18 protein-coding genes are annotated in these 19,322 nt (G+C 65.8%); 6 read left to right on the top strand and 12 right to left on the bottom strand.

Translation table 11 applies throughout. From position 1 onward, the window contains the following. Nucleotides 1-13: 13 nt before the first annotated feature. Nucleotides 14-1,213: an N-acetylmuramoyl-L-alanine amidase gene (locus LZ585_RS11175; protein ID WP_234853641.1), complete on the bottom strand. Its 1,200-nt coding sequence runs from the start codon at nt 1,211-1,213 to the stop codon at nt 14-16. Then, entirely contained in the window at nt 1,210-2,346 is a 1,137-nt protein-coding gene (locus LZ585_RS11180; RefSeq protein ID WP_234855816.1) for a pyridoxal phosphate-dependent aminotransferase, read from the bottom strand. Before LZ585_RS11180 ends, LZ585_RS11175 begins: the two co-directional genes overlap by 4 nt. A gap of 156 nt (nt 2,347-2,502) precedes the next feature. On the opposite strand from LZ585_RS11180, the gene LZ585_RS11185 reads away from it, so the two are divergent. After that, the gene (locus tag LZ585_RS11185; protein ID WP_234853642.1) at nt 2,503-3,243 is read left to right on the top strand and encodes a DsbA family protein; all 741 of its coding nucleotides are present in this window, start codon (nt 2,503-2,505) and stop codon (nt 3,241-3,243) included. 59 nt (nt 3,244-3,302) lie between these two features. Here the strand turns inward: LZ585_RS11185 and betA are convergent, their stop codons facing one another. From betA to betI, 3 genes are read right to left on the bottom strand one after another with little or no spacing between them, the layout of a single operon-like run. Next, nucleotides 3,303-4,922 carry a choline dehydrogenase gene (gene betA / locus LZ585_RS11190; RefSeq protein ID WP_234853643.1) on the bottom strand — a complete coding sequence of 540 codons (1,620 nt, stop codon included), beginning with the start codon at nt 4,920-4,922 and terminating at the stop codon, nt 3,303-3,305. Between the two features lie 12 nt (nt 4,923-4,934). Next, nucleotides 4,935-6,380 (bottom strand): betaine-aldehyde dehydrogenase, encoded by a 1,446-nt coding sequence (betB, locus tag LZ585_RS11195; protein WP_234853644.1) that lies wholly within the window; start codon nt 6,378-6,380, stop codon nt 4,935-4,937. Continuing rightward, a complete protein-coding gene (gene betI / locus LZ585_RS11200) occupies nt 6,377-6,943 on the bottom strand; it encodes a choline-binding transcriptional repressor BetI (RefSeq protein WP_234853645.1) in 567 nt (188 codons plus the stop codon). The genes betB and betI overlap by 4 nt, the downstream gene beginning before the upstream one ends. Before the next feature lie 84 nt (nt 6,944-7,027). On the opposite strand from betI, the gene choX reads away from it, so the two are divergent. The 4 genes from choX (at nt 7,028) to LZ585_RS11220 (ending at nt 11,144) form a co-directional block, all read left to right on the top strand. Then, nucleotides 7,028-7,969 carry a choline ABC transporter substrate-binding protein gene (choX, locus tag LZ585_RS11205; protein WP_234853646.1) on the top strand — a complete coding sequence of 314 codons (942 nt, stop codon included), beginning with the start codon at nt 7,028-7,030 and terminating at the stop codon, nt 7,967-7,969. Nucleotides 7,970-8,012: 43 nt separating this feature from the next. Further along, nucleotides 8,013-8,861, top strand: coding sequence for a choline ABC transporter permease subunit (gene choW, locus LZ585_RS11210; protein WP_234853647.1), 849 nt, complete (start codon nt 8,013-8,015; stop codon nt 8,859-8,861). Then, nucleotides 8,858-9,874: a choline ABC transporter ATP-binding protein gene (gene choV / locus LZ585_RS11215; protein WP_234853648.1), complete on the top strand. Its 1,017-nt coding sequence runs from the start codon at nt 8,858-8,860 to the stop codon at nt 9,872-9,874. The genes choW and choV overlap by 4 nt, the downstream gene beginning before the upstream one ends. Before the next feature lie 106 nt (nt 9,875-9,980). Next, the gene (locus LZ585_RS11220; RefSeq protein ID WP_234853649.1) at nt 9,981-11,144 is read left to right on the top strand and encodes an NAD-dependent epimerase/dehydratase family protein; all 1,164 of its coding nucleotides are present in this window, start codon (nt 9,981-9,983) and stop codon (nt 11,142-11,144) included. A gap of 114 nt (nt 11,145-11,258) precedes the next feature. Here the strand turns inward: LZ585_RS11220 and LZ585_RS11225 are convergent, their stop codons facing one another. Beyond that, the gene (locus LZ585_RS11225) at nt 11,259-11,642 is read right to left on the bottom strand and encodes a DUF2147 domain-containing protein (RefSeq protein WP_234853650.1); all 384 of its coding nucleotides are present in this window, start codon (nt 11,640-11,642) and stop codon (nt 11,259-11,261) included. A gap of 137 nt (nt 11,643-11,779) precedes the next feature. On the opposite strand from LZ585_RS11225, the gene hisA reads away from it, so the two are divergent. Further along, nucleotides 11,780-12,496 (top strand): 1-(5-phosphoribosyl)-5-[(5-phosphoribosylamino)methylideneamino]imidazole-4-carboxamide isomerase, encoded by a 717-nt coding sequence (gene hisA / locus LZ585_RS11230; protein ID WP_234853651.1) that lies wholly within the window; start codon nt 11,780-11,782, stop codon nt 12,494-12,496. Between the two features lie 4 nt (nt 12,497-12,500). On the opposite strand, the gene LZ585_RS11235 is transcribed toward hisA, so the two are convergent. The 6 genes from LZ585_RS11235 to gorA form a co-directional block, all read right to left on the bottom strand. Then, on the bottom strand, nt 12,501-12,824 hold the full coding sequence (locus LZ585_RS11235; protein WP_234853652.1) for a 2Fe-2S iron-sulfur cluster-binding protein: 324 nt from the start codon (nt 12,822-12,824) through the stop codon (nt 12,501-12,503). Between the two features lie 68 nt (nt 12,825-12,892). Then, nucleotides 12,893-13,429 carry a 2'-5' RNA ligase family protein gene (locus LZ585_RS11240; RefSeq protein WP_234853653.1) on the bottom strand — a complete coding sequence of 179 codons (537 nt, stop codon included), beginning with the start codon at nt 13,427-13,429 and terminating at the stop codon, nt 12,893-12,895. Nucleotides 13,430-13,549: 120 nt separating this feature from the next. After that, the gene (locus tag LZ585_RS11245; RefSeq protein ID WP_234853654.1) at nt 13,550-15,106 is read right to left on the bottom strand and encodes a Do family serine endopeptidase; all 1,557 of its coding nucleotides are present in this window, start codon (nt 15,104-15,106) and stop codon (nt 13,550-13,552) included. Between the two features lie 173 nt (nt 15,107-15,279). Beyond that, nucleotides 15,280-16,542 (bottom strand): SPFH domain-containing protein, encoded by a 1,263-nt coding sequence (locus LZ585_RS11250; protein ID WP_390625066.1) that lies wholly within the window; start codon nt 16,540-16,542, stop codon nt 15,280-15,282. After that, nucleotides 16,542-17,816 carry an FtsH protease activity modulator HflK gene (gene hflK / locus LZ585_RS11255; RefSeq protein WP_234853655.1) on the bottom strand — a complete coding sequence of 425 codons (1,275 nt, stop codon included), beginning with the start codon at nt 17,814-17,816 and terminating at the stop codon, nt 16,542-16,544. The genes LZ585_RS11250 and hflK overlap by 1 nt, the downstream gene beginning before the upstream one ends. Before the next feature lie 105 nt (nt 17,817-17,921). Further along, nucleotides 17,922-19,319 carry a glutathione-disulfide reductase gene (gene gorA, locus LZ585_RS11260; protein WP_234853656.1) on the bottom strand — a complete coding sequence of 466 codons (1,398 nt, stop codon included), beginning with the start codon at nt 19,317-19,319 and terminating at the stop codon, nt 17,922-17,924. Nucleotides 19,320-19,322 lie beyond the last annotated feature (3 nt).

Consider the following 19,322-nt stretch of genomic DNA (forward strand, 5'->3'; position numbering starts at 1 on the left):
GGCGATCCCGAAGCTATTGCCGCAGCATCGCGGCCCGCGCGGCCTCGTCGCGCGCCCAGCCGACGATGGCGTCCGACACGACCCGGACCATGCGTTCGCGCCACAGCGGATTGAGCAGGTTCGCCCGGTCGTTGTGATCCGAGATGAAACCGAGTTCCAGCAGGACCGATGGAATGTCTGGCGATTTCAGAACCGAATAGGTGGCCCGCTGCACCGGCCGGTCGTGCATCCCGATCCCCATCAGCGCCATGCGCGATGTCAGCCAGCGGGCGAAGCTTTCCGACCGGGGCTGCGTGTCGGTGCGCACGAAATCCATCAGAACCCCGGTCAGCGCGTCGTCCTGCCCGCTCAGGTCCGTTCCGGTCAAAAGGTCGCCACGGTCGTGACGCAGCACGAGCTGTTCCGCCGCACGGGCATCGGCTGCGGGATTCCAGACATAGATCGTGGCCCCCGCCGCCTGTCCATCCGGCAGCGCGTCCGCGTGAAGCGAGATGAACAGATCCCCCCGCGCAGCCCTTGCCGTGGTCATGCGCCGTTCGAGGGCCACGAAGCTGTCATCCGTCCGCGTCATTTCCACGGTGATGCCACGCGCCTGCAAGGCCGCGCGCAGTTCCAGCGAAAAGACCAGGACCAGGTTGGCCTCGGTTTCGCCCTCGGCCAGGGCGCCGGGGTCGAAACCGCCATGGCCCGGATCCAGCACGACGGTAAAGGCCTCGTCCGCCGGAAGCGCGGGCAGGTCGGCGGGTTCCGGCAGGTCGCGCAAGGCAGCGGTCGCCGATGGGCGGGGCGCGAAGTCATCGGCGCTGACCGGGGCCAGGGTCACAGTGATCTGCGACAGCGCCGCGCGCGACCGTTGGCCCGCGCTGTTGATGCGGTAAGGGCCGGGCAGTTCTACGACCACGCGCGACCAGCCGGGCTTGTATGGACCCCAGCGGATGGCAGGGGCCAGATCGGCGCCGAACAGATCCTGCGGCCGCGACAGGCCAAGATCGGCGCCCTTCAGATCCAGGATCAGGCGCGGCGGGCCATCCACCAGATAGGTGCGATAAGGCACCGCCTTGGTCAGCGACAAGCGCAGTTCCAGCGGCTTTGGCCCGCCCCAGCCGCGCCCGGTCGTCACAAGCGCCGACCCGCCCAGATCCAGCCGCGCCGGTTCGTTCGCGAAAGCCGGCAGCGCCAGAAGCAGCGACAGGATCAGCGCCAGCCATTTCATCGCGCGGCCATGAACTCCGTCAGACGGCGCAGGCCCTCGGCGATGTCGGCGGTGGCGCGGGCATAGGAAAAGCGCAGGGTCCGCGTCCCGCGATCAGGGTCGAAATCCAGCCCCGGGGTGACCGCGACACCTGCCTTTTCAAGAATTTCCGCCGCGAAGTTCACCGAATTTTCGGTCAGGTGCGACACGTCGGCATAGATATAGAAGGCCCCCTCCGGCGGGGCGATGCGGTCGAAGCCCGCCTTGGGCAGGCCTTCCAGCATCAGCCGGCGGTTTTCGGCATAGACGGCCAGGTTCGTGTCCGCGTCCTCTGTGCAGTCAAGTGCCGCAAGCGCCGCGACCTGGCTGGCATGGGGCGGGCAGATGAACATATTCTGGGCCAGCCGTTCGACCGTGCGGATGTGATCCTCGGGCACGACCATCCAGCCGACGCGCCAGCCGGTCATGGAAAAATACTTGCTGAAAGAGTTGATGACGAAAACGTCGTCCGTCACTTCCAAAGCGGAATGGCAGCGGTCGCCATAGGACAGCCCGTGGTAAATCTCGTCCGAGATCAGCGCCATGCCCCGCGTCCGCGCGGCATCCGACAACGCCCGCAATTCATCCGTGCGCAGCACCGTGCCAGAGGGGTTTCCGGGCGAGGCGAGGATCAGCCCCGCGCAGCCATCGGGCAGATCTTGGGGCCGCGGCTGATAGCGATCCTCGGGCCGGGTGGGAATGCCTATGGGTTCCAAAGACATAGCCCGCAGGATCTGGCGATAGCTGGGATAGCCGGGATAACCCATCGCCACCTTGTCCCCGGCATCGAACAGCGCCGAGAAAGCCAGGATGAACGCCCCGCTGCTGCCCGGCGTCACGACCACGCGGGCCGGATCCAGATCGACGCCGTACCAGCGGCGATACAGATCCGCGATCCCCTGGCGCAACGCGGGCAGGCCAAGCGCCACGGTATATCCAAGCGGCTGTTCCAGGGCCGCCGCCAAGGCACGGCGCGCGCCAAGGGGTGCGGGCGTGCTGGGCTGGCCCACCTCCATATGGATGATGTGGCGGCCTGCGGCCTCGGCCTGGGCGGCGGCTTCCATCACGTCCATGACGATGAACGGATCGACCTGACCGCGTGCGGATTTCCTCATGCTGCTCATCTTTGGGCCTTTTGTCTTTTTCCCTTGTCTTACGCCTACGGCGCGCGCGCGGAAAGCCCCCGGTCACGCAGCTTTGTCAGCGGCTTTCTTGCCAAGACCGTCTGCACGGGCCAAGGTTGCAAGAAGCCTTTTTCCCCGAGGATCCCGATGAAACGCCTGATCGCCGCCCTTCTGCTGACCGCGACCCCTGCCCTGGCCTTCGACATTTCCGCCATGACGGATGCGGAAAAGGCGGCCTTCGGAGATGCCGTGCGCGAATACCTGATGGCCAATCCCGAGGTTCTGGTCGAGTCCATCAACGTGCTGGAAGAACGCCGCGCGGCGTCCGAGGTGGAAAACGACGGCGCATTGGTCGCCGCGAACCGGGACGCGATCTTCGACGACGGGCACAGCTGGGTCGGCGGCAACCCGGACGGCGACGTGACGATCGTGGAATTCGTCGATTATCGCTGCGGTTATTGCCGCAAGTTCAACGACCAGATCCATGACATTGTCGAGGATGACGGCAATATCCGGTTCATCCTGAAAGAATTTCCGATCCTTGGCCCCGAAAGCGAAACCTCGGCCCGGTTCGCGGTTGCCGCCAAGCAGATCGGCGGGAACGAGGCCTATGTTCAGGCCCATGACGCGCTGATGGCGCTGCGCGGCGAACCCTCGCCCGAGGCCCTGCAGAAGATTGCCGCAGAAATCGGCATCGACGGAGAGGAGGTTCTGAACACCATGAACACTGAATCCGTGTCGGCGGTGCTGCGCGACAACCGGCAGCTGGCCGAACGTATGGCGATCATGGGCACGCCGACCTTCGTGATCGGCGATACGATGCTGCGCGGGATGCCTGCGGACGGACTGGAAGCAACCGTGGCCGCCGCGCGCGAAGGGAACGGCTGACGCGCCTTGTGGCACGGGCAGCAGCCTCCGGCGGGGATATTTAAGTGAAGAAGAAGCGGCTATTCGGCGGCCATGCGGTCGGTGTCTGATCGCATGGCGCGACCCAGGATGTGATCGGCAGCCTTTTCCCCCACCATGATCGAGGGGGCGTTCAGGTTCCCGTTGGTGATGCGCGGAAAGGTCGAGCTGTCGGCGACGCGCAGCCCCTCGACCCCGATGACCTTCAGGTCGGGATCGACCACCGCCATGGGGTCGGTGATTGCACCCATGCGGGCCGTTCCGCAAGGGTGATAGGCCGATTCGGCGTGATCGCGGATAAAGGCGTCGATTTGGTCGTCCGTCTGGACCCCCGCCCCCGGCTGGATTTCGTCGCCCCGGTATTCCGTGAACGCGGGCTGGTTGAAGATCTGGCGGGTCAACTGGACGCAGGCGCGGAATTCGGCCCAGTCGTCGGGATGGGACATATAGTTGAAGCGGATTTCCGGGGCGGCGGCCGGATCGCCTGACGCCAGCCGCACCGTGCCGCGCGATTTTGACCGCATCGGGCCGACATGGGCCTGGAAACCATGTCCCTGCGCGGCAGCCTTGCCGTCGTAACGGACGGCCAGCGGAAGGAAGTGATACTGGATGTCGGGATAATCCACCGCATCGGAGGACCGGACAAATCCGCAGCTTTCGAACTGGTTTGACGCGCCAAGCCCGGTCTTTTGCAGCAGCCATTCCACGCCGACCCGGCTTTTGCCCAGCAGGTTATAGTATGTATAAAGCGTGACCGGTTTCAGCGCCTTGTATTGCATATAGATTTCAAGATGGTCCTGCAGGTTCGCACCGACCCCCGGCCGGTCGGCCAAGGGCGTGATGCCGTGCTGGCGCAGGTGATCGGCAGGCCCGATGCCCGACAGCATCAGGAGTTTTGGCGTGTTGATCGAACTGGCCGAAACGATCACCTCTCGTTTGGCGCGGATTGCCTCGATCCGGCCTTGCCGTTCGATTTCAACGCCATGGGCGCGCTTGTCCTGAAACAGGATACGGCGGGCAAGGGCGCGGATCAGGGTCAGGCGGCCCGTCTTCAACGCGGGACGCAGATAGGCGTTGGCGGCGGACCAGCGGCGGCCCTTCCAGATCGTCGCCTCCATCGGGCCGAAGCCTTCCTGCTGTTCGCCGTTGTAATCGGGAGTATAGGGCCAACCGGCCTGCTGGCCGGCCTCGACAAAGGCGTTGAACAGGGGGTTCTTGCGCTTGCCCCGTGTCACGTGCAGCGGGCCGTCGGTGCCGCGAAGGGGGGACCGGCCGCCGTGCCAGGTTTCCATCCGCTTGAAATAGGGCAGCACGTCGTCGTAACCCCAGCCCGCCGCGCCGCTGTCGCGCCAATGGTCGTAATCCTTGCGGTGGCCGCGCACGAAAACCATGCCGTTGATGGACGACGACCCGCCCAGCACCTTGCCGCGCGGCGTGGCAAGCTTGCGCCCGCCCAGATGCGGCTCGGCCTGGGTTGCAAATCCCCAGTCGTATCGAGGCATATTCATCGGGTATGACAGCGCGCCGGGCATCTGGATAAAGATGCCGATATCGCTGCCGCCATATTCGATCAGGGTGACGGAATGCCCCGCCTCGGTTAGGCGATAGGCAAGCGCGCAGCCGGCGGAACCGGCGCCGACGATGACGTAATCAGCGGTCACGGCTGGTCCCCCTTAATATGGTGCCTCGACGGCGCCCATGCCGACATAGACGGTCTTGAGTTGCGAATAGTGCTCGATCGCGGCGGTGCCGTTCTCGCGGCCCAGGCCGGACATCTTGACGCCGCCGAAGGGCATTTCCACAGGCGTCAGGTTATAGGCGTTGATCCAGCAGGTGCCTGCCTCCAGCGCGGCGACGACGCGGTGCGCGCGGGTAATGTCCTGTGTGAAAACGCCTGCCGCAAGGCCAAAGCCGGTGGCGTTGGCGCGGGTCACGGCCTCGGCTTCATCCGTGAAGGTCAGGGTGGTCATCACCGGGCCGAAGATCTCATCGCTGGTGATCGCCATGGCGTCGGTGGCGTCGGCAAAGACGGTGGGCGGGATGAACGCCCCCTCTCCTGCGCCGCCGCAGACCAGCCGGGCGCCTGCGTCCCGGCCCGCCGCGATGGCCGCGCGGATCTTGCCTGCCTGCGTGGGGTTGATGATCGGGCCGAATTGCGTGTCGGGGTCCAGAGGGTCGCCGATGCGGACCTGCGCCAGCCGTTCGGCCAGCCGGTCCAGGAACCGCGCGGCGATCCCCCGTTGCAGGAACACCCGCGTGCCATTGGAACAGATCTGCCCCGAGGAATAGAAGTTCGCCAGGATCGCAGCACCCACGGCATCGTCAAGGCTGGCGTCGTCAAAGACGATCAGGGGCGACTTGCCGCCCAACTCCATGGTGACATGGCGCATCCCCTCGGCGGCGGCGGCATAAACGCGGCGGCCCGTGGGCACGGATCCGGTCAGCGACACCTTGGCGACGCGGGGATCGGTGACAAGCGCGGCGCCGACCTGCCCGCGCCCTTGGACGACGTTGAAGATGCCCGGCGGGGCACCGGCCTCGACCAGGATCTCGGCCAGTTTCAGGGCGCCCAGCGGCGTTTCCTCGGACGGCTTGAAGACCATCGCATTGCCCATCGCCAAGGCTGGCGCGGCCTTCCAGCAGGCGATCTGGCTGGGATAGTTCCAGGCGCCGATGCCCGCGCAGACGCCAAGCGCCTCGCGCCGGGTATAGGCCCAGGCCCGGCCCAGCGGGATCATCTGGCCGGTCACGGTTGCAGCCAGGCCGCCGAAATATTCCAGGGCGGCGGCACCGGATGCCCAGTCGGCCACAATCGTTTCCTGGATCGGCTTGCCGGTATCCAGCGTTTCCAGCCGGGAAAGATCCTCGTTGCGGTCGCGGATGATGGCGGCGGCGCGGGACAGCACGCGGCCCCGATCGGCGGGCGTCATCGCCGCCCATTCGGGCTGCGCGCGGGCGGCGGACTGGCAGGCCAGGGCCACCTGATTCGCCGAAGCCTCGCGCAGGGACGCGATTTCCTCGCCTGTATAGGGGTAAAGGACGGGCAGCGCCGCACCCTCTCCTTCGACGAAACGACCGTCGATGAACAGGCTGGCCGAAGGTTGGGCATTATGGGTCACGACAGGGCCTCGTCCAGGTAATCGAAGATCATCTTTTCGGCGGCCTCGGCCTCGATCCCGCCGGGAGTCAGGACCGCGCGCAGGTAAACCCCGTCGATCAGGGCGCCGACGGTGTCGGCCACCCGCGCCGGATCCTTGGTCAGAGGCCGCAGCGCCAGCACCAGATTCGACCGCAACCGGCGGTGATACACACGCAAAAGGCGCCCGGCCTCGGGGTTGATCAGGGCCAATGCATAGAAATTGATCCAGGCGCTGACGGTTTCGCGCTGGAAATTCTGGGGCGCGAAACTGGCCCCGACGATGGCGTTCAGCCGACCCCGCGCCCCATGCCCCGGCAGGCGTTCGGCGACCGACCGGCCATAGACGCGCAGGATGTAACGCATTGCGGACAGGAAGATTTGCTCCTTGGAGCCAAAGTAATGATGCGCCAGGGCGGGCGACATGCCCGCGCGCCGGGCGATCTGCGCCACGGTGACATCCAGCGACCCCGCCCGCCCGATCTCGAAGATCGTGGCGTTGATTAACGCGGCTTTTCGGATAGGCTCGGCCCCAATCTTGGGCAATGTGGCACCTGTTCAAAGAAACTGTTGCTATTCGAAGCCTGTGTAACTTTAATTGAGCGACCAATCAAGAACAGGGAGCCTCGCATGATCCGCAATAGCCTGACCCTTTCCGTGGTGATCGGCGCCGCGCTTGCCGGACCCGTCTTCGCGGCAGAGCCGGACGATTGCCGCCAGGTCGTCCTGTCCGATGTGGGCTGGACCGATATCACCGCCACGACCGCGCTTGCCTCGACCGTGTTGCAGGCCTTGGGCTATGAAACGGAAACCAAGCTGCTGTCGGTGCCCGTCACCTATACGGCGCTGTCCACCGACGATGTGGACATCTTCCTGGGCAACTGGATGCCCACGATGGAGGCCGACATCGCCCCTTATCGCGACGCGGGAACCGTGGACACGGTACGCACTAACCTGACGGGCGCGAAATACACGCTGGCCACGAACAAGGCGGGCGCCGATCTGGGCATTACCGATTTCAGCAAGATCGCGGAACACAAGGACGCCTTGTCAGGCCAGATCTATGGCATCGAACCGGGCAATGACGGCAACCGCCTGCTGCTGGAGATGGTGGCCGAGGACAAGTTCGGCCTGGGCACCTTCGAGGTGGTCGAATCCAGCGAACAGGGGATGCTGTCCCAGGTCGCGCGCGCCGATGCGGCAAGCCAGCCGGTGGTCTTTCTGGGTTGGGAACCCCATCCGATGAACGCCCAGTTCGCCATGACCTATCTGACCGGCGGGGACGAGGTTTTCGGTCCCGACCTGGGCGGGGCCGAGGTGCGCACCAACACCCGTCACGGCTATGTCGCGGAATGCCCAAATGTGGGCAAGTTCCTGCAAAACCTGGAATTCACCCTGCCCATGGAAAACGAGGTCATGGGCATGATCCTGAACGACGGGCAGGATCCGATGGACGCCGCCAAAGAATGGCTGACGGCCAATCCCGACGCCGCAATGCCCTGGCTGGACGGCGTGACGACATTCGACGGCAACGATGCGGCATCCGCCCTGACCGAGGCGCTGTCCGGCTGACCCTCCGGCGCGCCCGCTTTTCCAATTCAGCAAGGAACCGCGCATGGAGCAGTTGACGGCTTGGGTGACGGACAACAAAATTCCCGTGGGACGCACCGCCAAGGCGATCTTCGACTGGCTGAACGCCAATGCCGCGGGGCTGTTCAACACGATAGCAGGGGTGTTGGAATGGCTGATCGGCGGCATCCTTGCCGGGCTGGAGGCCCCGCATCCGCTGCTGTTCATCCTGCTGGCCGCAGCGCTGACCTGGGCCTTGCAGCGCAGTTGGAAGACCTGCCTGCTGGTCGTGGCGGGCCTGCTGTTCGTCCTGAACCAAGGATACTGGGACGAGATGATGCAGTCCCTGACCTTGGTGCTGGCAGCCTGCCTTGTCTGCATGGCGGTGGGCGTGCCGGTGGGGATTGCCGCGGCGCACCGCCCACGGCTCTATGCCTGGATGCGGCCGGTGCTGGATCTGATGCAGACGCTGCCGACCTTTGTTTACCTGATCCCCGCGATCGTCTTTTTCGGCATCGGCATGGTGCCGGGCCTGCTGGCGACCGTGATCTTCGTGCTGCCCGCGCCGATCCGGCTGACGCAGCTTGGCATCGCATCCACCCCGCCTGCCCTGGTCGAAGCCGCGACGGCCTTTGGCGCCACGCCGCGCCAGTTGTTGTGGAAGGTCGAACTGCCAAGCGCGCTGCCGCAAATCATGGCCGGGCTGAACCAGACGATCATGCTGTCGCTGTCCATGGTCGTGATCGCCGCGCTTGTCGGCGCGTCGGGACTGGGGGTGCCGGTCGTGCGGGCGCTGAACAGCGTCAACACCTCGCTGGGGTTCGAATCGGGCTTCGTGATCGTGGTCGTGGCCATCCTGCTGGACCGGATGCTGCGGATGGAGGGCCGGAAATGAACGACCACCCCAATGCCGTGGAATTCGACAGGGTCAGCATCGTCTTTGGCGACCGGCCCGAAACAGCCCTGCCCCTGATGGACCAGGGCAAGGAACGCGGCGAGATCCGCACCGCCACGGGTCAGGTCCTGGGGGTCCACGACTGTTCCCTGAACGTGCGCCAGGGCGAGATCCTGGTGCTGATGGGCCTGTCCGGTTCCGGCAAATCCACGCTGCTGCGCGCGGTCAATGCGTTGAACCATGTCTGCCGGGGCGAGGTCCGCGTGTGGGACGGCAATGGCATGATTACCGTCAGCGGGGCCGGGCGGCGGGCGCTGCGCGATATCCGCCTGCGCCATGTCGCCATGGTGTTCCAGCAATTCGGCCTACTGCCTTGGCGCAGCGTGCGTGAAAACGTGGGCCTGGGGCTGGAACTGGCTGGGATGCCTGTCGCGGAACGCCGCGCCCAGGTCGATCAGCAGCTGGAAACCGTGGGCCTGGCCGAATGGGCGGAACGCAAGGTGGGCGATCTGTCGGGCGGGATGCAGCAGCGCGTGGGCCTGGCCCGCGCCTTTGCCACCCAGGCGCCGATCCTGCTGATGGACGAACCCTTCAGCGCCCTGGACCCGCTGATTCGCGCCCGCCTGCAGGACGAGTTGCTGGAACTGCAGGCCAAGACGCGCCGCACCATCATCTTCGTCAGCCACGACCTGGACGAGGCCTTCAAGCTGGGCAACCGCATCGCCCTGATGGAGGGCGGGCGCATCGTCCAGATCGGCAAAGCACGGGAAATCATCGCCAACCCCGTCAGCGCCTATGTCGCCGATTTCGTGGCCCACATGAACCCGCTGGGGGTGCTGACGGCCGCCGACGTGGTTCAGCCGGGCGATGCGCCGGGCGATCCCGTCCCCCGCGATATGCCCGTGCGCCAGGTGATGGGGTTGCTGTCCGACCGCACCGCCCTGCCCGTCCAGGGCGGCGGCTGCATCACCCGCGACGCGGTGCTGGCCCGTCTGATCGACCCGCGGGGCTGACAGGCGGGCGATTGCGACGGTCCCGTGTCACCGCCATGGCGGCACTGGCATCCGCGAGATTGCCCCTTTAAAAGGCGCCGAAACGCGGTCCTATAAAGGCAGGTTCATGAAGATCATCGTTCTGGGCGGAGACGGTTTCTGCGGCTGGCCGACGGCGCTGCATCTTTCGGCGCGCGGCCATGACGTGGTGATCGTGGACAACCTGTCGCGCCGCAAGATCGACGTGGAACTGGAAGTCAGCAGCCTGACCCCGATCCGCCCCTTGGGCGAACGCGTCCGCGCCTGGCACGAACTGACCAACCACACCATCCGGGTCGAGAACTTTACGGTGGGCAAGCATTACCATCGCCTGCTGACCATGCTGCGCGACGAACAGCCCGACGCGGTGATCCATTTCGCCGAACAGCGCGCCGCGCCCTATTCGATGAAATCCAGCTGGCACAAGCGCTACACCGTCAACAACAACCTGAACTCTACCAATGACGTGCTGGCGGCCATTGTCGAAAGCGGCCAGGACATCCACCTGGTCCACCTGGGCACGATGGGCGTCTATGGTTACGGCACGGCCGGGATGAAGATCCCCGAAGGCTATCTGGACGTCCTGGTCGAGACCGAGAACGGTCCCCATCGGCAGGAAATCCTGTATCCCGCCAATCCGGGGTCGATCTATCACATGACCAAGACCCAGGATCAGCTGTTCTTCTTTTACTACAACAAGAACGACGGCGTGCGGATCACCGACCTGCACCAGGGCATCGTCTGGGGCACCCAGACCGAGGAAACGCGCCTGGACGACCGGCTGATCAACCGCTTCGATTACGACGGCGATTATGGCACGGTGCTGAACCGCTTCCTGATGCAGGCAGCGATCGGCTATCCGCTGACGGTGCATGGCACGGGGGGGCAAACGCGTGCCTTCATCCACATCCAGGACACCTGCCGCTGCATCGAGCTGGCGCTGACGAACCCGCCAGCGCGCGGCGACCGGGTCAATATCCTGAACCAGATGACCGAAACCCACCGCGTCCGCGACCTGGCCCGGATGATCGCCGACCAGACCGGGGTCGAGGTCGCGTTCCTCAAGAACCCCCGCAACGAGGCGGACGAAAACGACCTGCACGTCGCCAACGACCGCTTCCTGGGCCTTGGCCTCGATCCCATCAAGCTGGAGGACGGGTTGCTGGCCGAGGTGCAGGAAATCGCCCGCAAATACGCCGACCGCTGCGACCGGGAGAAGATTCCCTGCGTGTCGCAATGGCGCACGGCCTGAGGGTGGATGCCGCCGCGCCCGAACGGCGGCGCGGCGTCTGGTTCATCAATCCTGGTCAAGGCTACCCTTGAAGGCAACCGGGAAGGCGCAGGAATACGGGTTCGGCCGCGCGCCCTACTGCACCCGCGCCCAAGTCTGGCTTTTGCAGATCAGCCCGCCCGCGACGCAGCCCGACAGGCTCATCCGGTCGCCCTGGACGCTGGCCTTGCCGTTGTAGATCTTGTCGTTGGCCGGGCGCCAAACCTTGCCGGCATAATTCCCGCCGCCCTGCGGGGCCATGTCGATGACGATCTGGCGGCCGACATTGGGCGACTGGTATTCGGCCTGGTCCTTGAAAGCGCGGGTGATCGTACCGCAAAAGGCTCCGCCGCAGGGGACGATCGTGACATGGGCGAATGCGCCCTCGTCCGGCTGGGTCTGCCAGACCCCCTCGATCGGGTCGGCCGTGGCGGCGGTGCCCGCCAGGACAAGAATAGCGGCGGCGATGATGTGGCGCATGGGGTTCCCTCCTCGTGATGGCGGGATGCTGCGCAGGCGCCACAAGTCTGGCAAGCATGACGTGAGGTCGCGGCACCCTTCCGTTCCGTTCGCCCCCGTGGCAAAGGATGCGCGACCGCAATGCCCGGAGACGCGCCATGATCCTCTATCCAGCCATCGACCTGAAGGACGGCAACTGCGTCCGCCTGCTGCGCGGGGAAATGGAAGCGGCGACCGTCTTCGGCACCGCCCCGGCAGCGCAGGCACGGGCCTTTCAGGATGCGGGCGCGGAATGGCTGCACCTGGTGGACCTGAATGGTGCCTTTGCAGGCCGTCCCGTCAATGCGGCGGCGGTCGAGGCGATCCTGGCCGCCACCCAAATCCCCGCCCAGCTTGGCGGCGGGATCCGCGACATGGCGACGATCGAAAACTGGCTGTCCAAGGGCCTGTCGCGCGTGATCCTGGGAACGGTTGCGGTGGAAGACCCGGACCTTGTTCGTCAGGCTGCGACAGCCTTTCCCGGCCAGATCGCGGTCGGCATCGACGCACGCGGGGGCCGCGTCGCGACCCGTGGCTGGGCGACCGAGACAAATGTCATGGCCACCGACCTGGCGCGGCAGTTCGAGGACGCGGGCGTCGCCGCCATCATCTATACCGACATCGACCGCGACGGCGCCATGGGCGGCCCGAACATCGCCGCGACGGAAGCACTGGCCCGCGCCGTCAACATTCCGGTCATCGCATCCGGCGGAGTGTCGTCGCTGGACGACCTGCGGGCCTTGGCGCAAACGCAGGTGATCGCCGGGGCGATTTCGGGTCGGGCGCTTTACGATGGAGCGATCGACCTTGGCCAGGCCTTGGCGCTGCTGAAATAGCCGGTCAGATCTGGCGTTCGGGCATCTGCACGACCAGCCCGTCCAGGGCGTCCGTCACCTTGATCTGGCAGGTCAGGCGGGACCGTTCCGGGTCGGGCTGATAGGCAAAGTCCAGCATATCCTCCTCCATCGGGTCGCGGGGGGGAAGCTGGTCGATCCAAGCCGGATCCACGTAAACATGGCAGGTCGAACAGGCGCAGGCACCGCCGCAATCGGCGTCGATGCCTGGCACGCCATTGTCGCGCGCGCCTTCCATCACCGTCATGCCGGGCTTCACGTCAACCTCGTGGCGGGTTCCGTTATGCTCGATATAGGTGATGCGGGCCATAGCTGTGTCCTTTGCTGTGCAGGGGGCAGATAGGCTATCGCTCCTGCAATGAAAAGGGGCGTGGCCCGTCAGGCGGTGCCGAACCCATCGGCGGGGCCGTCAAACAGGAACTGGCCCGCCCTGTCCCATGGCCCGCCGCGATAATGCCACAACAGGAACCCGGTGGCCTGGAACGCAAAGGGCTGAAACCCGGCGCCCAGGTCGTCGAACAGCCTGCGGGCCTGGGGTGGGGCGACCTTGTTCTGGATCGTCACATGAGACCTGATCCGCTGGCTGTCCTGCGGGGTCAGCACATCGGCAAAGACGCCCGACAGCGCCGCCCGCATCCGTTCGAGTTCGGGGCAATCGAGGTCATAGGCCACGCCCTTGCCAAGATGGCGCAGGCCCGTCACCCGGCCTGCCAGGACTGGCGTGGTGCGGGCCACCCGGTCCAGTTCCTGCGCGATCCAGCCGATGCGTGCCCCCGGAAGGTGATGAAACAACGTCAGATGCGCGGGAATGTGGTTGCGCGCGGGTGGGAAATGCCGCTGCCGCAAAGCCTGGAAATGGGCAAAGCTGGCATCGTCGAACCGGACCGTCACGATCAGAGGCGCGTCGTCCTTCATCAGCCGATTCCCTTCGTTCCCCATTTGCAACTTCATGCGCTGCCATGAAAAGGGGCGGCCCGCGCCTGCGAACCGCCCGTTGCCGTCATGCCTGGCAGGATCGCCCCTAGGCTTGTGCCCTTAGCCTTTGTCGACCGGCAGGGCCACGAAGCGCGGCTCTCCGTCGCGGCGCACCAGGACCAGCAGCGACTTGCGGCCCGCCTCGCGCGCCTCGTCGATGCGGGCGTTCAGGTCGCCCACCGATGCAACGGGTTGCTGGCCCGCCTCGGTGATGATGTCGCCGGGGGCCAAACCCTTTTCGGCGGCTTCGCTGGCGGGATCGACCTCTTGCACAAGCAAGCCCTGCGCATCGTTCGGCAGCCCCATGTCCGCGGCCATTTCCGGCGTCAGGACAGACAGCGACATTCCCAGGACGTTCTGCTGGCGGGGACTGTTGTCCGAACTGCCAGGCGTCTCTCCGGTGCCTTCGGCGGTTTCGCGGCGACCCAGCGTCACGGACAGCGTGACCGGACCGTCGGTGCGCTGCACCACGACATCCACCGGTTCCCCGGCAGGCGCCTCGGCCACGCGGCGGACCAGGCCGCGCGTATCGGCGACCTCGGACCCGGCAAAGCTGGTGATCACGTCGCCCGCACGCATCCCGGCCTCTTTCGCGGGGCCTTCGGGAACATCCGTGACCATGGCGCCCGATTCGGCGGCCAGGCCAAGCGCCTCGGCCATGTCGGGGGTCACGTCCTGGATCTTGACACCCAGCCAACCACGGCGGGTTTCCCCGAATTCACGAAGCTGATCGACCACGGTGGACACAACGTTGGACGCCATCGAAAAGCCGATGCCGATGGAGCCGCCATTGGGCGACAGGATCGCGGTGTTCACGCCCACGACCTCGCCCTTGAGATTGAACAGCGGGCCGCCGGAATTGCCCCGGTTGATGGCCGCGTCGGTTTGCAGGTAATCGTCATAGGTTCCCGACAATTCGCGGTTGCGGGCCGACACGATCCCCGAACTGGCCGAAAAGCCCTGGCCCAGCGGGTTGCCAAGCGCCAGCACCCAGTCGCCCACGCGGGCCTCGTCCGAATCGCCGAATTCCACAAAGGGCAGCGGATCGGGGCTTTTGACCTTTAGCACGGCCACATCGGTGTTGGGATCGGTGCCGACCACTTCGGCGGGCAGGGTTTCGCCGGAATAGAACTCGATCTCGATCTCGTCCGCGCCTTCGATGACGTGGTTGTTGGTGACGATGAAACCATCAGCCGAAATCACGAACCCGGACCCGAGCGCGTTTGACCGCTGGGGCATACGGGGACCGCCCCGACCCTCCTGCCCCGGCGCTCCGGGAAAGCCGAAGTCGCGGAACAGGTCGGAAAACGGGCTGCCTTCGGGAAGCATCGGGCCGCCCTCGCCGCCGGTGGGCTGGGCCACGACGGCGGTGGTGGTGATGTTGACCACGGCAGGGGCGACCTGCTGGACCAGATCGGCAAAGCTGTCGGGCATGACCTGCGACGAGGCCGTTTCCGGCGCCGACAAAGGTTCATTGTTCTTCGCCGCCTCTTGCGCCTGCTGGCTGGCCTCGGGCGAGATATCGGGCTGCGCGTCCTGCGCGGCCGCAAAGCCAAGCCCGACGGTCAAGGCCAGTGCCGAGGCGGTCAGAAGGTGCCGAGGAGAAAGCGTCTTCATGCGGATGTCCTCATCTTTCGCGTGCTTCGGTCCTGACAGGGGCCGGGGACCGCCGGTGATATGAAGAAGAAATAGGGCGGCGTTGCAAATAAACCACGCTCTCGGACGGTGAACTGATCGTGATTTTTATTGCAGAAAGGGCGGATGGTCTGCCATCCGCCCTTTTTCGTTTCTTATTCCTGCACCGGCGCGGCCTGGTCGGCCCCGTCGCCTTGGTCAGGCGCCGGCTCGGCGGCTGTTCCTTCGGACGCCGGCTCTGCCGCCGCCTCATCTGCCGCGGGCGAAAGGTCGTCGGACTGCGGCGCAGCAGGAGCGGCGGTGTCCTCGCCTTGCGTGGCAGGGGCCACCACGCCTTCGGTTTCCTGCGGCGGCGTGGTCAGCATTTCCGGCACGGGGGTCAAGGTAACGCCTGCGCTTTCGCCAAGGCGGTTCCCGTCGCGGTCGGTCACGGTGGGCGTGACCAGGCCTTCCTCCTCCTCGGGGGCGTCGGGGGCCAGGGCCGCGCCTGCCGAATTGCCCGCAGGCACCGGCGTGGGCGAGGGGTTCGCGCGGCTGGATCCGTCGTCGCGCAGATAGCTGAAGAATTCACCATCCGGCTGCAACACCATGGTGCTGTTTTCACCCCGGATCGCGCGCTCATAGGATGTCATCGACCGCGTGAAGGCAAAGAACTCCGGGTCGCGGCCAAAGGCGTCGGCATAGATGGCGTTACGCTGCGCATCGGCCTCGCCTCGGGCGATCTCGGCCCGCTTTTGCGCCTCCGAGGTCAGTTCCGTGACGGTCCGGTCGGCGGCGGCGCGAACGCGCTGCGCGGCCTCGCCCCCCCGTGCGATCTCGTCCGCGGCTTCGCGCTGGCGTTCGGCGCGCATCCGGGCATAGGTCGCGTTCAGGTTCTGCTCGGGCAGGTCGGTGCGGGTCAGGCGCACGTCAATGATCTCGACCCCCAGCCCTTCGGAGTTTTTGCGCGCCTCGTCCCGGATCTGGTTCATCAGCGCGGTCCGGTCGTCAGACAGCACGCTGGTCGATGGCACGGTGCCCAGCACCTCGCGGATGGCATTGCGCACGATGGGTTCCAGACGGCCCTGCGCGCCTTGGATCCCGCCCGCGCCAACGGCCTGGCGGAAGCGGACCACATCGGTGATGCGCCAGCGGGCGAATGCATCCACAATCAGGCGGCGGTCATCCAGCGGCGTGACCTCCAACGGGACGGTGGGAAGGCCCAGGATGCGGCTGTCGTATTTCTCGACATTGTCCAGGAACGGCACCTTGAAGCCCAGGCCCGGGTCTTCCTTGACATCGACCACGCGGCCCAGGCGCAGGACCAGGCCTTGTTCGCGTTCATCCACGATGAACAGGGACGAGGCGACCAGCACGGCCACCGCGATCAGGGCGGGAATGGCCAGCGTCGCGGCCGTTATTCTGCGAGCGGCGGCCATCAGTTGGTCCCCCCGATATTGGTGTTGCCCTGGACCTGGTTCTGACCTTGGGACTGGTTCTGGCCTTGGCCTTGGCTTTGGCCTTGGCGCTGACCTTGGCCCTGGCCCGGGTCACTGCGGCGCAACTGGTCCAGCGGCAGATAGGGCACGACGCCCGATCCCTGCCCCTCGACCCCGTCGCCCAGGATCACCTTGTCCACGCCACCCAGAACATTCTCCATGGTTTCCAAATACATCCGGCGGCGGGTCACCTCGGGCGCCTTCACATATTCCTCGTAGATCGAATTGAACCGCGCGGCTTCACCTTGGGCGGTGTTGACGGCCTGGGCGCGGTAAGCCTCGGCCTGTTCCAGGGCTTGGGCGGCGTCACCACGGGCTTGTGCCAGCACGCGGTTGGCATAGGCGTCAGCCTCTTTTTCCAGCCGGTCGCGTTCCTGCTGGGCGGCCTGCACCTCGCGGAAGGCGTCGATCACCTCGGCGGGCGGGTCTGCGCGGTCAAGGTTGACGCGGACCACGTTAATCCCCGACTGGTAGGCGTCCAGCGTTTCCTGGACCGAGGTTTGCAGGTCGTTGGCGATGGTGCCCCGGTCGCGGTTCAGGATAGGCGCCAGTTCGCTGCGCGCGATGATGTCGCGCATCGAGGATTCGGCGACGGCGCGCATGGTGTCGGCCGGATCGGCCAGGTTGAACAGGAATTTCTCGGGGTCGGAAATGTTCCAGACGACCTGGTATTCCATGTCCACGATGTTCTGGTCGCGCGTCAGCATCAGCCCGTTGTCCATTTCGCCCTGACGCCCGGTGCCGATTTCCGTCACGCGTTCGTTGGTGACGGGAATGACCTCGGCGGTGACGACCGGCCAAGGGGCGAAGTTCAGGCCTTCGGTTCCCACAGCCACGGCGCGGCCGAACAGGAACTCGACGCTGCGTTCGTTGGTCTGCACGCGATAGAAGCTGGCGAATGCCCACAAGGCCAGCAGGATCAGCCCGCCGATGGTCAGGGTGGACCGGTTCAACTGGAATCCCGGCGCCTGAGGCCGACGCGGACCGCCGCCGTTCGGTCCAGGGCCGCTGCCGCGCCCGCCCATCAGCACGCGCAGGCGTTCCTGGCCCTTCTTCATCAGTTCCTCGATCTCGGGCATCTGCTGCGGACCGCCGGGGCGCTGCGGCCCTTTCGGCGGTTGCTGCTGTCCCCAGGGGCGGTTCGTGGGACGCTTGTCGCGATCCTCGTCATCTCCTCCGCCGTTCCCGCCGCCCCATGGGCCATGACTTGCCATCAGTGGTCCTTCTTTCTTCTTCGGAATTCCGTTGCTTGAAAACTGGTGCCATGGGGGGAAATGTCAACCCGGACAACCCCCGCCCGCGCCCATCTGTCGCAATTGTCAGGCGGTTGCAGCCCGTGCAGGAACAGCCAGCCGGTGCTGCCGCGCAGGCTGGCGCATCGTCACCAGTTCCTCGGCAGCGGTGGGATGGACCGCCATGGTCGCGTCGAAATCGGCCTTGGTCGCGCCCATGGTGATGGGGATCGCGGCAAGCTGGATCATCTCGCCCGCGTCGGGACCGAAGATGTGACATCCCAGCACAAGGTCGGTTTCGGGATCGACCAGCAGCTTCATCATGATCTTGGCATTGCTGCCCGCGAACATCGACCGCATCGGGCGGAAGGTGGTGGCATAGACATCCACGTCGCCCCGGGCGCAGGCCTGTTCCTCGGTCAGGCCAATGGATGCGGCCTCGTGGGGGCGCAGATAAACGGCGCTGGCGATATTGGAATGGGCGACCTTGCGCGCCCGGCCGCCGAAAACGGTGTCGGCAAAGGCATGGCCTTCGCGGATCGCCACGGGGGTCAGGTTCACCCGGTCGGTCACGTCGCCCACCGCAAAGATCGAGGGGACCGAGGTCTGGGACCATTCGTCCACCTGGATCGCGCCGTTGGGCCGCAGGTGGACGCCGGTCTTGTCCAGCCCCAGGCCGCCGGTATAGGCATCGCGCCCGGTGGCCCAGAACACCGCATCGAAATCGTCATGGCTGTTGTCGGTAAAGGTCACGCGGGTCCGGTCGCCTTCGCGTTCCAGCCCGGTCGGGTTGACGTTCAACCGCAGGTCGATGCCCACTCCGCTAAGCTGCAGGGTCGCCAGATCGCGCACCTGCCGGTCGAAGCCGCGCAGCACCGCATCGCCGCGATAGACCTGCACCGTTTCGCAACCCAGGCCCGCAAGAATGGTCGCGAATTCGCAGGCGATATAACCGCCGCCCACCACAAGCACCCGGCGCGGCAGGCTGTCCAGCAGGAACAGGTCGTCCGAGATCAGGCCCAGTTCCTCGCCGGGAATACCCGGCAGCGCGGGACGCCCGCCCACGGCGATCAGGATGTGCTTGGCGGTCTTTTGCGTCCCATCCGCCAGGGCGACGGTGTGGTCGTCGACGATGGTGGCCCGCTGGTGAAAGATCCGGACCCCGGCTTTTTCCAGGTTCGCGGTATAGATCAGTTCCAGCCGGGTCAGTTCGGCATCCAGCTTGTGCCTGAACACCGGCCAGTCAAATCGCCCCGCCTGGGCGCCTTCCCAGCCATAGCCGCGCATCTCCTCGGCCATCAGACCGGCCTGGGACGCGAAGATCATCAGCTTTTTCGGCACGCAACCGCGAATGACGCAGGTGCCGCCCATGCGGCTTTCCTCGGCCAGGGCCACGCGCGCGCCATGTTCCCCCGCCGCGATCCGCGCCGCCCGAACGCCGCCCGAGCCGCCGCCGATCACGAACAGGTCAAAGTCGAAAGTCACGGT

This window comes from Paracoccus everestensis (assembly GCF_021491915.1).
In the GTDB taxonomy this organism is placed as follows: domain Bacteria; phylum Pseudomonadota; class Alphaproteobacteria; order Rhodobacterales; family Rhodobacteraceae; genus Paracoccus; species Paracoccus everestensis.

Coding starts and splice junctions, on each gene's coding strand:
- LZ585_RS11175 (WP_234853641.1), bottom strand. CDS start 1,213: ATGAAATGGCTGGCGCTGATCCTGTCGCTGCTTCTGGCGCTGCCGGCT.
- LZ585_RS11180 (WP_234855816.1), bottom strand. CDS start 2,346: ATGAGGAAATCCGCACGCGGTCAGGTCGATCCGTTCATCGTCATGGAC.
- LZ585_RS11185 (WP_234853642.1), top strand. CDS start 2,503: ATGAAACGCCTGATCGCCGCCCTTCTGCTGACCGCGACCCCTGCCCTG.
- choX (WP_234853646.1), top strand. CDS start 7,028: ATGATCCGCAATAGCCTGACCCTTTCCGTGGTGATCGGCGCCGCGCTT.
- choW (WP_234853647.1), top strand. CDS start 8,013: ATGGAGCAGTTGACGGCTTGGGTGACGGACAACAAAATTCCCGTGGGA.
- choV (WP_234853648.1), top strand. CDS start 8,858: ATGAACGACCACCCCAATGCCGTGGAATTCGACAGGGTCAGCATCGTC.
- LZ585_RS11220 (WP_234853649.1), top strand. CDS start 9,981: ATGAAGATCATCGTTCTGGGCGGAGACGGTTTCTGCGGCTGGCCGACG.
- LZ585_RS11225 (WP_234853650.1), bottom strand. CDS start 11,642: ATGCGCCACATCATCGCCGCCGCTATTCTTGTCCTGGCGGGCACCGCC.
- hisA (WP_234853651.1), top strand. CDS start 11,780: ATGATCCTCTATCCAGCCATCGACCTGAAGGACGGCAACTGCGTCCGC.
- LZ585_RS11235 (WP_234853652.1), bottom strand. CDS start 12,824: ATGGCCCGCATCACCTATATCGAGCATAACGGAACCCGCCACGAGGTT.
- LZ585_RS11240 (WP_234853653.1), bottom strand. CDS start 13,429: ATGAAGGACGACGCGCCTCTGATCGTGACGGTCCGGTTCGACGATGCC.
- LZ585_RS11245 (WP_234853654.1), bottom strand. CDS start 15,106: ATGAAGACGCTTTCTCCTCGGCACCTTCTGACCGCCTCGGCACTGGCC.
- LZ585_RS11250 (WP_390625066.1), bottom strand. CDS start 16,542: ATGGCCGCCGCTCGCAGAATAACGGCCGCGACGCTGGCCATTCCCGCC.
- hflK (WP_234853655.1), bottom strand. CDS start 17,816: ATGGCAAGTCATGGCCCATGGGGCGGCGGGAACGGCGGAGGAGATGAC.